The sequence below is a fragment of the Flavobacterium sp. UBA4197 genome (genome assembly GCF_002379575.1).
Taxonomy (GTDB): Bacteria; Bacteroidota; Bacteroidia; order Flavobacteriales; family Flavobacteriaceae; genus Flavobacterium; species Flavobacterium inviolabile.
On sequence record NZ_DFUB01000001.1, the window covers coordinates 1 to 14,782 of the forward strand.

Sequence of the window (14,782 nt, forward strand, 5' to 3'; positions counted from 1 at the left end):
ATAATAATGTAAAAAGCCCGCTTGAAAGAGCGGGCTTTTTTATGTTTGTTAGCAAAGGGTATCACCATAAAAAAAGGCAACCATAACGGTTGCCTTTGAGCTAAAAAAAGCCTCACTTAAATGAGGCTTTTATATTATTTATTGTTGTAAGCCTGAAGTGCTTCTTTTAGAATTTTAACAGACTGAATTAAATCTTCTTTCTTTAAAACATAAGCAATTCGTACTTCGTCAAGTCCTACATTTGGTGTAGAGTAAAAACCAGCAGCTGGAGCAACCATAACGGTCTCTCCGTTTAAATCATAGCTTTCCAGTAACCATTGTGCAAAATCATCAGCGTTCTTAATCGGTAGTTTTGCAATGCAGTAAAAAGCTCCTTTTGGAGTTGCTACTTTTACACCTTCAATCTTATTCAATTCGGCAATTAAAGTGTCTCTGCGATCTTTATATTCCGTAATTACATCATCAAAGTAACTTTGAGGAGTTTCTAAAGCAGCTTCACTGGCAATTTGAGCAAAAGTTGGCGGGCTTAAACGCGCCTGTGCAAACTTCATCGCAGTTGCCATTACTTCTTTATTTTTAGAAACAATACAGCCGATTCTTGCTCCGCACATACTGTATCGTTTCGAAACAGAATCAATCATAATTGCATTCTCTTCTAATCCTTCAATATTCATTACCGAGTAATGTTTGTCTCCGTCATAAGTGAATTCACGGTAAACTTCATCAGCAATCAGGAAAAGATCATGTTTTTTAACCAATTCGGCTAACTGCATTATTTCTTCTTTAGAATACAGATAACCGGTTGGATTACCCGGATTACAGATTAAGATTGCTTTTGTTTTCGGAGTAATCAATTTTTCAAAATCACTGATCGGAGGTAAAGCAAACCCGGTATCTATAGTAGAAATCACAGGCACTACCTTTACGCCGGAAGCAGTAGAAAAACCATTGTAATTTGCATAAAAAGGCTCAGGGATAATGATTTCATCATTAGTATCCATAGTACTTCCCATTGCAAAAAGCAAGGCTTCAGAACCACCGGTAGTAATAATGATATCTGCCTGGTTAATGGGAAGACCGTGATCCTGATAATACTTTGAAAGTTTATTTCTGTAGCTTTCAAAACCAGCAGAGTGGCTGTATTCTAAAACAGTGATATCGGTGTTTTTTACAGCATTCAAAGCTACTTCCGGAGTTTTGATATCCGGTTGGCCAATATTTAAATGATATACTTTATGACCTTTCTTTTTAGCAATTTCTGCATAAGGAACCAATTTTCTAATTGGTGATTCAGGCATCTGTTGCCCTTTTAATGAAACTTTAGGCATGGTTAATATTTTTGATGCACAAATTTGCGACTTTTTTTAGGAAATTCATAAAAATATCGGGGCTAAAATCCTTTATTAATAGGAAATATCGGAACTATTTCTTAGATTTAAGAAAAATTTAATTTATGCGATTAATCTTTTTTCTTTTTTTGTTAATCACATATCCTAATTCCATCGCCGCTCAGGATGGATTTCAGTGGAAATCTTCAAAAGATAAAATCGCGATACCTTTTGTCTTTGTTGATAACCTGATTATTATTCCCGTTGAAATAAATAACACCAGGCTCAATATGTTACTGGATTCCGGATCGGAACCTTCCCTGATTTTCAGTTTTCCGCAAAATGATACCGTGCAGCTTTTCAATACTAAAAAAATAAAAATATCCGGTTTGGGAAATGAAGAAGAAGCGGAAGGATTATTATCACAGCGTAACAAAATGAATGTGAGTGATTATGTCGATACAAATTTTGAGATATTGGTGATCCTGGACGACAATCTGAATTTTTCCTCCAGAATAGGAATACCGGTTAATGGTATATTGGGGTACTCTTTTTTTAGAAACCACCTGGTAGAGATTAATTATATTAAAAAGAAGATTACCCTATACAAGAATAGGGATGTATTGAAAAAAAGGAGATTAAAATCGTTTACCAGTATTCCTTTGAGCATTGTTAACGGAAGACCTTATGTGGATGTTCATGCCCGGCTGGACCAGAAAGAAATGCAGCTAAAGCTGTTATTCGATACAGGACTTACAGACGGACTGTGGCTGTTTGAAGATGACAGGATAAAGTGTAATGATAAATATTTTGAAGATGTGCTCGGAGAAGGAATAGGCGGTACTATTCACGGTAAAAAATCACGTTTATCAGAAATCAAAACGGCACATTTCACCTTTAAAGACCCTTTGGTTTCTTATCCGGATACCACATCCTACAGGCAGCTGCGGATCATTAAAGACCGGAACGGCTCTTTGGGCGGGGAAATCATTAAGCGGTTTACGGTCATGGTGGATTATGAAGAATCCAGGATTCTTGTAAAGACAAATAATATGTATGAAGATCCGTTTAACTATAATATGAGCGGAATCGAAATACAGCACAATGGAGTAGAGTGGGTACAGGAATCTGCCAAAAGCCAGGTCGATAAAGCCTTACCGATGGGAGCGATCAATATGAATGATATTGTTTTTGATAATTCCAGTTTTAAATACAAATTCATTTTGAAGCCGGTATTTGAGATCGCCAGCGTCCGGAAAAAATCACCCGGAGAGGAGGCCGGTCTGAAAGCCGGAGACAAGGTTTTAAAAATCGATAAAAAGAATGTTCACAACCTTTCGAAACAGCGCATAAACGAGTTATTGCAGTCGGAAGAAAATAAAATAATAAAGATTCAGGTGGAGAGGGATGGAAAAATCCTGGATTATGAAATTAAGCTCAGAAAGCTCTTGTAATAAAAAAAGCCCTGTATTAACAGGGCTTTTGTATCAATAAGTAATGTTGTTACGATTGTGGAGTTGTTTTAGGTTTTTCAAGAACTCCAGCCTCTTGTTTTACGATTACTTCACCTTTAATTCTTAAAGCAACTTTACCACCTTCATAGTTAACAGCATTTGATTCTACAGTGATGGTTTTGCTGATTTTACCAGGATTCATGTTGTATTTTACATCAATTTTTCCGGTTTTACCAGGCATAATAGGCTCAGTCGGTTTAGATGGAACAGTACATCCGCAAGTAGATTGTACATTCGTAATAATTAGAGGAGCATCACCAGTGTTTTTGAACTCGAAAGATCTGATACCATTGTCAGAATCTTTAGATACTACACCATAATCAATAGTGTTGTCTTTTGCTTTAAATTCGATTTTTGGTCCTTTTTGAGCATATGAAGCAACACTAAATGCTAATACTGCAACTAATCCTAATAATTTTTTCATTTTTAATTTAGTTTTTTTTATTGTTATTGTAAAATTACATTGTTTTAATAAATGAACAAATATTTTAACGCTCTTTTTTTATTTGCTCAGATATAATTACTTTTGCGAGATAATTTGCAAAAAGTGTACCAAAAAAGCAATATCTTTTTTGGAATCGAAACGACAGTGCTTTTTAAAGCCATTTTCTTACTGTCCGTTTTCTATCTTTGAATTTGCGAAAAAGATTTTTATTGCCATCATTGCTAAGCGATTAGCCGATGGATTATTATAAACACAAGAAAAATAAACGAAGACTATATATGACAATTCCAGCTCAATTTGACGCCAAGGCAGTAGAACAGAAATGGTACGACTACTGGATGAAGAACAATTATTTTCACTCGGAACCTGACCACAGAACTCCGTACACAATTGTAATTCCGCCGCCAAACGTCACAGGAGTACTGCACATGGGACATATGCTGAACAATACTATCCAGGATGTATTGATTCGTAGAGCTCGTTTAAAAGGATTTAATGCCTGCTGGGTTCCCGGAACCGACCATGCTTCCATTGCTACTGAAGCTAAAGTAGTAGCCAAGCTAAAAGCAGAAGGGATTAATAAAAACGATTTATCCCGTGAAGAATTCCTGAAACATGCCTGGGAATGGACCGATAAATACGGTGGTGTAATCCTGGATCAGCTGAAAAAACTGGGTGCTTCCTGCGATTGGGAAAGAACCAAGTTTACAATGGATCCGGATATGTCGGCTTCCGTTATCCGTTCTTTTGTTGATTTATACAATAAAGGACTGATTTATCGTGGTTACCGAATGGTAAACTGGGATCCGGAAGCGAAAACAACGCTGTCGGATGAAGAAGTTATCTACGAAGAACGCCAGGGGAAATTATACCATTTACGATATCAGATTGAAGACAGCGAAGAGTATGTAACGATCGCGACAACACGTCCGGAAACTATTTTAGGCGATACAGCAATCTGTATTCACCCGGAAGATGAACGATATTTCCACTTAAAAGGGAAAAGAGTAATTGTGCCGATTTGCAACCGCGTTATTCCGATTATTTTCGACGAATATGTGGATATGGAATTTGGTACAGGCTGCTTAAAAGTTACACCGGCACACGATGTAAACGATAAAGAATTAGGTGAAAAACACAATCTGGAGATTATTGACATCTTCAATGATGATGCTACATTAAACGCTTTCGGATTACACTATCAGGGGAAAGACCGTTTCGTTGTTCGTGAGGAAATTGCTCAGGAACTGGAAACGCTTGGTGCTTTGGTAAAAGTGGAAACACATATTAATAAAGTAGGTACTTCCGAAAGAACCAAAGCGGTTATTGAACCGAGATTGTCAGATCAGTGGTTCCTTAAAATGGAAGATCTGGTAAAACCGGCAATAAAAGCTGTTTTGGAAACCGAGGATGTAAAACTATATCCAAGCCGTTTTAACAATACATACCGCCATTGGATGGAAAACATCCGTGACTGGAATATTTCCCGTCAGTTATGGTGGGGACAACAAATTCCGGCATACTATTATGGTGACGGAAAAGAAGATTTTGTTGTTGCAGAAACCAGAGAAGAAGCGTTGGCGCTGGCAATACAAAAAACAGGTAACCAGATTTTAACAGCCGATGATTTAAGACAGGATGTAGATGCTTTGGATACCTGGTTCTCGTCCTGGTTATGGCCGATATCCGTTTTCGGAGGCATCATGGATCCTGAAAATCCGGAGTATAAATACTATTATCCTACCAATGACCTGGTAACCGGACCGGACATTTTGTTCTTCTGGGTAGCCCGTATGATCATTGCCGGTTATGAATATGCCGGAGAAAAACCGTTTACGAATGTATATTTAACCGGATTGGTACGTGATAACCAGCGCCGGAAAATGTCGAAATCGCTTGGAAACTCACCGGATCCGTTGGATTTGATTGAGAAATTCGGAGCCGATGGTGTTCGTGCAGGATTATTGTTAAGTGCAGCTGCCGGGAATGATATCCTGTTTGATGAAGAACTGTGCAACCAGGGGAAAGCATTCAGTAATAAAATCTGGAATGCATTCCGTCTGATCAAAGGATGGGAAGTAAGCGAAAGCATTGCCCAGCCGGAATATGCTAAAGTTGCTGTAGAATGGTATGAAGCCAAATTACAGAAAACATTAGCTGAAATTGAAGACCATTTTGAGAAATACAGAATTTCCGATGCTTTAATGGCAACGTATAAGCTGGTTTGGGATGATTTCTGTTCGTGGTTCCTGGAAATGATTAAACCGGGTTACCAGCAGCCGATTGACAGTGTTACTTTTAACAGTGCGATTGAAATGCTGGAAGCGAACCTGAAATTATTACATCCGTTCATGCCGTTCCTGACCGAAGAAATCTGGCAGCACATTGCTGAACGATCAGAGAAAGAAGCCCTGATCATTGCAGAATGGCCGAAAGCACAAACCGTAAACGAAGCGCTTATTGCAGAATTCGACTTTGCTACGGAAGTAATTTCCGGTATTCGTACGATCAGAAAAGACAAAAACATTCCTTTCAAGGATACAATTGAATTGAAAGTAGTGAACAATGAAAATGCAACGACATTCTTTGATGTAATTATCACAAAGCTTGGAAACATCAGCGCTTTGGAATATGTTACGGACAAAGTTGACGGAGCGTTATCCTACCGTGTGAAATCCAATGAATATTTTATTCCGATTACCGGAAATATTAATGTGGAAGAAGAGATCACAAAATTAACGGAAGAACTTAACTACAATAAAGGATTCCTGAAATCGGTACAGGCGAAACTCGCAAATGAAAAATTTGTGAATTCGGCACCGGAAAAAGTTGTAGCGATCGAACGCCAGAAAGAAGCAGATGCTTTGGCTAAAATTGCAACGATAGAACAAAGCTTAGCCGGTTTGCAATAAAAATTGGCATAACCACATAAAAAGAGGTCTGAATTTTCAGGCCTCTTTTGTTTTTAGAAATAAAAGAAAAGACACTAAAAGCATCCTTTCATTTTATAATCGAATTAGTATTTTCCTTTGTACCTTTGTGTTTGTCAAATACTTCAAATTAACAGATGAAATTCCAAGTTGTTTCCGATTATAAGCCAACAGGTGATCAGCCGCAGGCTATAGATAAACTGAGTAAAGGAGTTGATAACGGAGAGCGTTTTCAGACTTTGTTAGGAGTAACGGGTTCCGGAAAAACGTTTACGGTAGCCAATGTTATCCAGGAAGTGCAGCGGCCTACATTGGTGCTGGCACACAACAAAACACTGGCCGCGCAGCTGTATTCGGAATTCAAGCAATTCTTCCCGAACAATGCTGTGGAATACTTTGTTTCTTACTACGACTACTATCAGCCGGAAGCTTTTATCCCGGTAACGGGAACCTATATTGAAAAGGATCTGTCCATTAATGAAGAACTGGAAAAAATGCGATTGAGTACCACTTCATCGCTGTTATCCGGTAGGAGGGACGTGTTGGTAGTGGCTTCGGTTTCCTGTTTATACGGTATTGGTAACCCGGTGGAATTCCAGAAAAATGTGGTTTCCATCGAACAGAATCAGACCATTTCCCGGACCAAATTATTGCACCGTTTGGTTCAGAGTCTGTATGCCCGTACCGAAGCAGAATTTACGCCCGGAACTTTCCGGATCAAAGGCGACACGGTAGAAGTTTTTCCAAGTTATGGTGATGAACCGTTCCGGATTCACTTCTTTGGCGATGAAATTGAAGAAATAGAAGCTTTTGATGCCAAAACAGCTCAGGTTTTGGAGAAATATGACAAACTGAATATCTACCCGGCCAATATGTTTGTAACCTCGCCGGATGTTTTGCAGAATGCTATCTGGGAAATCCAGCAGGATTTGGTAAAACAGGTCGATTATTTTAAAGAAATAGGCAAGCATCTTGAAGCAAAACGTTTGGAAGAACGTACGAATTTTGATTTGGAGATGATCCGTGAACTGGGTTATTGCTCCGGAATTGAAAACTACTCCCGTTATCTGGACGGAAGAGCGCCCGGAACACGTCCGTTCTGCTTACTGGATTACTTTCCGGATGATTTCCTAATGGTTGTGGACGAAAGCCACGTAACCATTTCGCAGGTTCATGCCATGTATGGCGGGGATCGTTCCCGTAAAGAAAACCTGGTGGAATACGGCTTCCGCCTTCCGGCAGCAATGGACAACCGACCGTTGAAGTTTGAAGAATTTGAAGGCATGCAAAACCAGGTAATTTATGTTTCGGCAACACCGGCAGATTATGAATTGCAAAAATCGGAAGGGATTTATGTAGAACAGATTATTCGTCCTACAGGATTACTCGATCCGATCATTGAGATACGGCCAAGCCAGAACCAGATTGACGATTTAATAGAAGAAATTCAATTGCGCTGTGAAGCCGATGAAAGGGTTTTAGTGACAACGCTGACCAAACGTATGGCGGAAGAACTGGCTAAATATTTAGCCAAAGTTTCAATACGCTGCCGTTATATTCATTCGGAGGTGGACACGCTGGAACGGGTGGAGATCATGCAGGATTTGCGAAAAGGACTGTTTGATGTGTTAATCGGGGTAAACCTGCTGCGTGAAGGACTGGACTTACCGGAAGTTTCCCTGGTTGCTATTCTGGACGCTGATAAGGAAGGATTCCTGAGAAGCCATCGTTCGCTGACGCAGACGGTGGGACGTGCTGCGCGTAATGTGAACGGGAAGGCAATAATGTATGCCGATAAGATCACGGCAAGTATGCAGAAAACAATTGATGAAACAAACTACCGCAGACAAAAACAGATTGATTATAACACCAAGCACAATCTGGTTCCGAAAGGACTGAATAAAAAGATTGAAAGCGCGCTGATGAAAAATTCGGCAGCCTCTTACGAACAGGAGAAGACCGCCGCACGTGCTGCAGAACCGGAAACTGCTTACCTGTCTAAACCGGAAATTGAAAAGATCATACGTGAAAAACGCAAAGCCATGGAAAAAGCGGCTAAAGATCTGGACTTTATGCAGGCTGCAAAATTAAGAGACGAAATAAAAGTATTACAGGAAAAAGTATAAGAGTTATGTGTTTTTAAAGAACAGCATTGTTTAATTATGCTGTTCTTCAAAGGCGCAGATCAAAAACTCCGCGGCCACCATTTTATTAGGAGAATCTTCCATTGCTTTTAATGTTTTGCGAATGCCCATTGGGTTCAATCCCATCTTAATCCCAATCTCATTAATCGCTCTTACTTCCCGTTCGTGCAAAACATCATCAACATGCATCAGCAACGCCAAACGGTAGAATTGCATAATGCGCTGGTGCTCGTCTTTTATAATGACAATCTCTTTCTGCTTGTCGAAAAGACTTAAAAAAACGGACTTCTCAATGCCAAGCTCTTCGGCAACGATGGCTAAAAAGTCGTATTCATTGTCGTGTAATTCCCCATCGACTATAGCAAAAGCAATCATTTCAGAGAGAAGACTGATTCTTTCTTCGTAAGTATTCATGATAATATTTTTTGCAAAAGTAAATTAAAATCGGAATCAAAAAAGGGACCGTTGATTTTATGTATCTTTGAAGGATAATTTTTCGACTAATGAACAATAATGATATCTTTAAAAAGCTTCGTGTAGCTTTACAATTACGGGATGATCAAATCGTAGCCATTTTAGAACTGGTGGATTTTAGAATTTCCAAAGGGGAAATCGGTAACTTTTTCCGTAATGAAGACCATCCTAAATTTATGGAGTGTGGTGATCAGGTTTTGCGTAACTTTTTGAACGGATTAGTTATCCATCTTAGAGGAACGAAAGAAAACCCTAAAAACCCGATGGAAGTTTTGGAGAAAAATAAAGAAGGCGTTAAAACGGCGGCAACAGCTGTGAAAAAACAGGAATTTACGCCAAAACCAAAACAGGAAGAGAAAAAGAAACCTGCGCCTAAAAAAGCACCGTTCAAGCAGAAAAAGCAACAGCCTATCGTAGAAAAAGTAAGGTTTAAAAACGGAAAGAATAAGAATTCATAAGCCTTTGGAGCAATTTGATACCCTTGACTATCTGAAAGCCGGAAACGAGCTGCAACGACGAAGTTATGATGTATTAACCACCCATACGGTTTTCGATAAGCTTGCCGGTTTTACACCCGTTCTGATAGGAACAATCCCGATTGATATTGCGATAGCTTCAAGCGATCTGGACATCGTTTGCTGCTGGAATGTAAAAGAAGGCTTTATTGAAGTGTTAAAGCATAGCTTTTCCGGATATCCCGGTTTTACATGGTGCAATACGGTCATTAATGGAGAAGATACGGTAATTGCGAATTTTTTTGCTGATGGCATTGAAATTGAAATCTTCGGACAGCATTTGCCGGTAAAAGAACAAAACGGCTACCGCCACATGCTAATCGAATACCAGATTCTTCAGGAAAAGGGGAGTGCTTTCAGAGATAAAATAATCGATTTGAAAAGCACAGGAATGAAAACAGAACCTGCTTTTGCAAAATTGCTGCATATTGAAGGAGATCCTTATCTTGGATTGCTGAATTATAAGAAATAAAAAAGCCTGAGTTTAACTCAGGCTTTTTGTATATAGAATGGTGTTTCTCAATTATGATAAAGCAGCTTTCACCTGGTCTGCAGCTTCCTGGAATTCAACAGCAGATAAGATTGGCATACCGGAATTGTCGATCAATTCTTTTGCAATCTCTGCATTAGTTCCTTGTAAACGAACAATGATTGGAACATTAATGTTGTCTCCCATGTTTTTGTAAGCGTCAACAACCCCTTGAGCAACACGGTCACAACGAACGATTCCTCCGAAGATGTTAATTAAGATCGCTTTTACATTCGGATCTTTTAAGATGATACGGAAAGCCGTTTCAACACGTTTCGCATCAGCAGTTCCACCCACGTCTAAGAAGTTAGCCGGCTCAAATCCTGCATGTTTGATTAAGTCCATAGTCGCCATAGCTAAACCGGCACCATTAACCATACAGCCAACATTACCATCTAAATCCACGTAGTTTAATCCTACTTCTTTCGCTTCTACTTCAATTGGATTCTCCTCACGGATATCACGCATTTCAGCATAGGTTTTTTGTCTGAATAAAGCATTGTCGTCAATAACAACTTTTGCATCAACAGCTAAAATTTTATTATCAGAAGTTTTTAATACCGGGTTGATTTCAAATAAAGAAGCGTCAGCACCAACATAAGCTTTGTATAAAGCGTCTACGAATTTGATCATTTCTTTAAAAGCATCTCCTGAAAGACCTAAGTTAAAAGCAATTCTTCTTGCCTGGAAACCTTGCAGTCCAACAGCAGGATCAATTTCTTCTGTAAAGATTAAATGAGGTGTTTTTTCAGCAACTTCTTCAATATCCATTCCACCTTCAGTAGAATACATGATCATGTTACGTCCTTTTCCTCTGTTTAATAAAACAGACATATAAAATTCTGAAGTTTCGCTTTCTCCAGGATAGTAAACATCTTCAGCAACAAGTACTTTGTGTACTTTTTTACCTTCTGGCGGAGTTTGTGGAGTTATTAAGTCCATTCCGATGATTTGTTCTGCTATCTCTTTTACCTGATCCAGGTTTTTAGCTAACTTAACACCACCACCTTTTCCACGCCCACCTGCGTGAATTTGAGCTTTGATTACGTGCCAACCTGTTCCGGTTTCAGCAGTCAGTTGTTTTGCTTTTGCTACAGCTTCCTCGGCATTGTTAGCAACATAACCACGTTGTACTCTTACCCCGTGACTGGCTAATATTTCTTTACCTTGATATTCGTGTAAATTCATAATTTGATACGTTTAGCTTTATTATAAAGTGCCACAAAAATAGCAAACTTGATTTAAAGTGCCTAATTAAATTTAGAGGAGTTTGTTATTATCCGCTTAAAAATAAAAGACTTTGTATTTTTTTAGTGCGATTTCAATTTTGCGGACACTTTTAACGCTGTTTTTTGATGATTTCCGGTTTGAAAAACAACTTCAAAATAAAAAAACGCTTTCCGTACGGAAAGCGTTTTTAGATTCCTTCTGGTAAAGGATTTATTTGTCGATGGATCCCAGAACACGTTTCATAAAGCTGTTTAAAGCTTCTTTTTTATCGGTTCCGTCTTTAACCATTTTGTTTACTTCAAGAGCACCGTACATATTGGAAATTAATTCCCCAATAACATCCAGTTCTTCATCTTTCAGGGAAGGCACTTCGGTTAGTGCTTCCAGTACTTCAATGGTTTCAATGATGTAATCCTGATCGTTTTCTTCAATAAACTGCGTTAACTGTTTAATTACCGGTAATTTCATAGTTAAGCGATTTCGTTTACTAATTCTGTTAACACCTCTGCTTTATTGGTTTGTGTCTGATTTACCAATCCGCCGTTTACAAAAGTTGCGAATGTAGGTAAGTTCGAAACATTAGCCAGTTTTCTTGATTCCGGAGAATTTTCCGCATCTACTAAAACAAAAGTGATGTTTTCTTTTTCGGAAGCCAGTTTTTTAAATTTTGGCTTCATGATACGGCAATTTCCACACCAGGAAGCAGAAAATTGTACAACTACTTTTTCATTAGTATTTACTAATTCCTGTAGTTTATCTTCATTTAATTCAATTAACATAGCAATTTTTTTTAATATTAGTTATTCAGGTAGTTAGCAACACCTTCTCTGGTAGCAAACATAGCCTCTTTTCCTTCTTCCCAGTTAGCAGGACATACTTCTCCTTTAGTTTGTACGTGTGTGTAAGCATCTACTAAACGTAAATACTCTGCAACATTTCTTCCTAACGGCATATCGTTAACACTTTCGTGGAAAATTTTTCCGGTCTCATCAATTAAGTAAGTAGCACGGTAAGTTACATTAGAACCTTCAATGATTACGGTATCCAACTCATCGTTGTAAGCAGCTGTTTCGATATCTAAAATACCTAAGATGTTTGCTAAGTTACGGGTTGTATCGGCTAAAATAGGGTAAGTAACACCTTCGATTCCTCCGTTTGCTTTTGGCGTGTTTAACCAGGCAAAGTGAACTTCGTTAGTATCACATGAAGCACCGATTACGATAGTGTTTCTTTTTTCAAATTCTGGTAAAGCAGCTTGAAAGGCGTGTAATTCTGTTGGACATACAAAAGTGAAATCTTTTGGATACCAAAATAATAATACTTTCTTGTTGTTTTTTGTAGCTTCTTCAAAAATGTTGATTTTTAAATTGTCTCCCATTTCAGAAATAGCGTCAATTGCAATGTTTGGAAATTTTTTACCTACTAATGACATAACTTGTATAAATTTTAAGATTATTATTTTTTTACAATGCAAAAGTAGCCAATATAATGTGTACTGAGTATTAAGTTTGATTATTATTATTTATTTTTAAATAGGTAATTTCTATTTGGAATAATGGCTTTCACTTTATTTAAATGGAAGAGATTGATTTAAGAATTGGTTTTATATATTTGTTTTTATTAGCAAATTGAATAAATAATATTTAATTTATTATTAATTAGCCTAAAACTAACCGATTACATGCAAAAATAATTTATGAGTTTTTCAAATTTATTTCGAAAAAAGTCTGTTGAAGACATCTTAAAACAAGTAAAACAAAACGCCGCCGATGGACATGGAGCATTAGGTAAGCATTTAACTACAAAGGATTTGACAGCTTTTGGTATTGCGGCCATCGTTGGTGCCGGAATTTTCAGTACTATCGGTAAAGCCAGTTCCGATGGTGGTCCGGCTGTAATATTCTTATTTTTATTTACTGCTGTAGCCTGTGGTTTTGCGGCTTTTGCCTATGCCGAATTTGCTTCAATGGTTCCGGTTTCCGGAAGTGCATACACCTATTCGTATGTGGCTTTTGGCGAATTGATTGCCTGGATAATAGGTTGGGCTTTAATTATGGAATACGCCATCGGTAATATTACCGTAGCCATATCGTGGAGTGATTATTTTACCGGACTGCTCGATAGCGGCGGGATTCATCTGCCGCAATGGATACAAATGGACTACCTGACGGCTTCCAATGGTTTTAAAGAAGCAACCGCTTTAATGCAGGGTGGAAAATCGTTTGAAAACCTGAGTGCTGCGCTTCAGGCAGCACATACGGCCTGGACTACCGCTCCTACAATCGGGGCATTTCACTTTGTAGCAGACTTACCCGCTTTATTCATTATTATCATTATTACCTGGTTGGTTTACAGAGGGATGAAAGAATCCCGAAATGCCAGTAACCTGATGGTAGTCGTGAAATTAGCGATCATTTTATTGGTTATTGCGGTGGGAGTATTTTATGTAGATGTTGAGAACTGGAGCCCTTTTGCACCCAACGGAATTAACGGAGTGCTGAAAGGTGTTTCTGCGGTTTTCTTTGCATATATCGGATTTGACGCAATTTCAACCACTGCAGAAGAATGTAAAAATCCACAGCGTGATTTACCGAGAGGGATGATGTGGGCGATTATTATCTGTACCGTTCTTTATATTGTTATTGCCTTGGTATTAACAGGTATGGTGAGCTATAAAGACCTGAATGTGGGTGACCCGCTGGCCTTTGTTTTTGATAAACTGAATTTAAAATGGCTTTCCGGAATTATTGCCGTGAGTGCCGTTGTCGCGATGGCGAGTGTATTGCTGGTTTTCCAGATGGGACAGCCTCGTATCTGGATGAGTATGAGCCGTGACGGATTGCTTCCGAAGCGTTTTTCTAAAGTACATCCGAAATATAAAACCCCTTCCTATGCAACCATCGTAACCGGTTTTGTAGTAGCCATTCCGGCTTTATTCCTGAACCTAACAATGGTAACCGATTTGTGCAGTATCGGAACCCTGTTTGCCTTCGTACTGGTTTGCGCCGGAGTTTTGGTATTACAGGACAGAAAAGATATTCCGAGAGGTAAATTTAAAACCCCTTATATCAATGCCCGATATATCGCACCGTTATTGCTGGTTGCCGGTTTGGTATTCGCCTTTACAGTGAATAAAAAACCGACGATGGATTTTATTACCAATGTAAAACAGGTAAACGAACCTTCGGCAATTGTAACCGCTTTATCAAAAACGGAAACCGAATTGGTTTACAATCATTTGTTAAAAGGAGAGAAGGCACATATTGCCAGTGAAACACAGGATCTGGAGCATATCCTGAGCAATTACAGAGAAGAGAATAAGGATAAATATGACGAAGTTGTTGCGGCTTTACCGATTGGTGAAAACGTAAAATACGAAAGCGGTCTGGCACTATTCAAACACAAAATTCCGATGTGGATCTTTTTAACGGTACTTGTTGGATTAGTGGTATGGGCGTATAAAAAACGACTTTCTTTAATTCCGCTGTTAGGACTGGTATGCTGTCTGTACATGATGGCAGAATTGAGTGTGTGGAACTGGATTTACTTCACCATTTGGTTGTTAATCGGTCTGGCTATTTATTTTGGTTACAGCCAGAAAAACAGTAAATTGAATTACAGTAAAATAGAACCGACCATACACGACTAAAGGTTCGCCGGAACAGCAGAAGTG

13 protein-coding genes are annotated in these 14,782 nt (G+C 38.6%); 6 read left to right on the forward strand and 7 right to left on the reverse strand.

Going from position 1 to position 14,782, the window contains the following annotated elements:
- Nucleotides 1-134 precede the first annotated feature (134 nt).
- Nucleotides 135-1,328: a pyridoxal phosphate-dependent aminotransferase gene (locus tag B3394_RS00005; RefSeq protein WP_177734862.1), complete on the reverse strand. Its 1,194-nt coding sequence runs from the start codon at nucleotides 1,326-1,328 to the stop codon at nucleotides 135-137.
- A gap of 125 nt (nucleotides 1,329-1,453) precedes the next feature.
- Between B3394_RS00005 and B3394_RS00010 the strand changes: the two genes are divergently transcribed.
- Nucleotides 1,454-2,782, forward strand: a complete 1,329-nt coding sequence (locus B3394_RS00010; RefSeq protein WP_286911777.1) for a PDZ domain-containing protein — start codon at nucleotides 1,454-1,456, stop codon at nucleotides 2,780-2,782.
- Between the two features lie 49 nt (nucleotides 2,783-2,831).
- On the opposite strand, the gene B3394_RS00015 is transcribed toward B3394_RS00010, so the two are convergent.
- The gene (locus B3394_RS00015) at nucleotides 2,832-3,266 is read right to left on the reverse strand and encodes a DUF1573 domain-containing protein (RefSeq protein ID WP_177734858.1); all 435 of its coding nucleotides are present in this window, start codon (nucleotides 3,264-3,266) and stop codon (nucleotides 2,832-2,834) included.
- A gap of 299 nt (nucleotides 3,267-3,565) precedes the next feature.
- Here B3394_RS00015 and B3394_RS00020 point away from each other — a divergent pair, with 299 nt between their 5' ends.
- Both B3394_RS00020 and uvrB read left to right on the forward strand, forming a co-directional pair.
- On the forward strand, nucleotides 3,566-6,199 hold the full coding sequence (locus tag B3394_RS00020) for a valine--tRNA ligase (protein ID WP_286911778.1): 2,634 nt from the start codon (nucleotides 3,566-3,568) through the stop codon (nucleotides 6,197-6,199).
- A gap of 155 nt (nucleotides 6,200-6,354) precedes the next feature.
- On the forward strand, nucleotides 6,355-8,343 hold the full coding sequence (gene uvrB / locus B3394_RS00025; protein ID WP_273246366.1) for an excinuclease ABC subunit UvrB: 1,989 nt from the start codon (nucleotides 6,355-6,357) through the stop codon (nucleotides 8,341-8,343).
- Between the two features lie 30 nt (nucleotides 8,344-8,373).
- Here the strand turns inward: uvrB and B3394_RS00030 are convergent, their stop codons facing one another.
- The gene (locus B3394_RS00030; protein WP_177734852.1) at nucleotides 8,374-8,775 is read right to left on the reverse strand and encodes a TerB family tellurite resistance protein; all 402 of its coding nucleotides are present in this window, start codon (nucleotides 8,773-8,775) and stop codon (nucleotides 8,374-8,376) included.
- An 89-nt stretch (nucleotides 8,776-8,864) separates the two neighbouring features.
- On the opposite strand from B3394_RS00030, the gene B3394_RS00035 reads away from it, so the two are divergent.
- Together B3394_RS00035 and B3394_RS00040 are read left to right on the forward strand one after the other, a co-directional pair.
- The gene (locus B3394_RS00035; protein ID WP_177734850.1) at nucleotides 8,865-9,293 is read left to right on the forward strand and encodes a DUF1456 family protein; all 429 of its coding nucleotides are present in this window, start codon (nucleotides 8,865-8,867) and stop codon (nucleotides 9,291-9,293) included.
- Nucleotides 9,294-9,297: 4 nt separating this feature from the next.
- Complete coding sequence (locus B3394_RS00040; protein ID WP_286911779.1) at nucleotides 9,298-9,822, forward strand: DUF4269 domain-containing protein; 525 nt, start codon at nucleotides 9,298-9,300, stop codon at nucleotides 9,820-9,822.
- A 51-nt stretch (nucleotides 9,823-9,873) separates the two neighbouring features.
- Here the strand turns inward: B3394_RS00040 and sucC are convergent, their stop codons facing one another.
- The 4 genes from sucC to B3394_RS00060 all read right to left on the reverse strand — a co-directional run bounded on the left by sucC (nucleotide 9,874) and on the right by B3394_RS00060 (nucleotide 12,541).
- Nucleotides 9,874-11,067, reverse strand: a complete 1,194-nt coding sequence (sucC, locus tag B3394_RS00045) for an ADP-forming succinate--CoA ligase subunit beta (RefSeq protein ID WP_273246364.1) — start codon at nucleotides 11,065-11,067, stop codon at nucleotides 9,874-9,876.
- A 252-nt stretch (nucleotides 11,068-11,319) separates the two neighbouring features.
- A complete protein-coding gene (locus B3394_RS00050; RefSeq protein ID WP_177734843.1) occupies nucleotides 11,320-11,577 on the reverse strand; it encodes a DUF6952 family protein in 258 nt (85 codons plus the stop codon).
- A 2-nt stretch (nucleotides 11,578-11,579) separates the two neighbouring features.
- Nucleotides 11,580-11,888: a thioredoxin family protein gene (locus B3394_RS00055; RefSeq protein ID WP_177734841.1), complete on the reverse strand. Its 309-nt coding sequence runs from the start codon at nucleotides 11,886-11,888 to the stop codon at nucleotides 11,580-11,582.
- 17 nt (nucleotides 11,889-11,905) lie between these two features.
- On the reverse strand, nucleotides 11,906-12,541 hold the full coding sequence (locus B3394_RS00060) for a peroxiredoxin (protein WP_177734839.1): 636 nt from the start codon (nucleotides 12,539-12,541) through the stop codon (nucleotides 11,906-11,908).
- A gap of 264 nt (nucleotides 12,542-12,805) precedes the next feature.
- Here B3394_RS00060 and B3394_RS00065 point away from each other — a divergent pair, with 264 nt between their 5' ends.
- The gene (locus B3394_RS00065; protein ID WP_286911780.1) at nucleotides 12,806-14,758 is read left to right on the forward strand and encodes an amino acid permease; all 1,953 of its coding nucleotides are present in this window, start codon (nucleotides 12,806-12,808) and stop codon (nucleotides 14,756-14,758) included.
- The last annotated feature ends 24 nt before the right edge of the window (nucleotides 14,759-14,782 follow it).

Excerpts from the sequence above, each read along its gene's own strand:
- B3394_RS00005 (WP_177734862.1), bottom strand. The coding sequence starts at position 1,328 with ATGCCTAAAGTTTCATTAAAAGGGCAACAGATGCCTGAATCACCAATT.
- B3394_RS00010 (WP_286911777.1), top strand. The coding sequence starts at position 1,454 with ATGCGATTAATCTTTTTTCTTTTTTTGTTAATCACATATCCTAATTCC.
- B3394_RS00015 (WP_177734858.1), bottom strand. The coding sequence starts at position 3,266 with ATGAAAAAATTATTAGGATTAGTTGCAGTATTAGCATTTAGTGTTGCT.
- B3394_RS00020 (WP_286911778.1), top strand. The coding sequence starts at position 3,566 with ATGACAATTCCAGCTCAATTTGACGCCAAGGCAGTAGAACAGAAATGG.
- uvrB (WP_273246366.1), top strand. The coding sequence starts at position 6,355 with ATGAAATTCCAAGTTGTTTCCGATTATAAGCCAACAGGTGATCAGCCG.
- B3394_RS00030 (WP_177734852.1), bottom strand. The coding sequence starts at position 8,775 with ATGAATACTTACGAAGAAAGAATCAGTCTTCTCTCTGAAATGATTGCT.
- B3394_RS00035 (WP_177734850.1), top strand. The coding sequence starts at position 8,865 with ATGAACAATAATGATATCTTTAAAAAGCTTCGTGTAGCTTTACAATTA.
- sucC (WP_273246364.1), bottom strand. The coding sequence starts at position 11,067 with ATGAATTTACACGAATATCAAGGTAAAGAAATATTAGCCAGTCACGGG.
- B3394_RS00050 (WP_177734843.1), bottom strand. The coding sequence starts at position 11,577 with ATGAAATTACCGGTAATTAAACAGTTAACGCAGTTTATTGAAGAAAAC.
- B3394_RS00055 (WP_177734841.1), bottom strand. The coding sequence starts at position 11,888 with ATGTTAATTGAATTAAATGAAGATAAACTACAGGAATTAGTAAATACT.
- B3394_RS00060 (WP_177734839.1), bottom strand. The coding sequence starts at position 12,541 with ATGTCATTAGTAGGTAAAAAATTTCCAAACATTGCAATTGACGCTATT.
- B3394_RS00065 (WP_286911780.1), top strand. The coding sequence starts at position 12,806 with ATGAGTTTTTCAAATTTATTTCGAAAAAAGTCTGTTGAAGACATCTTA.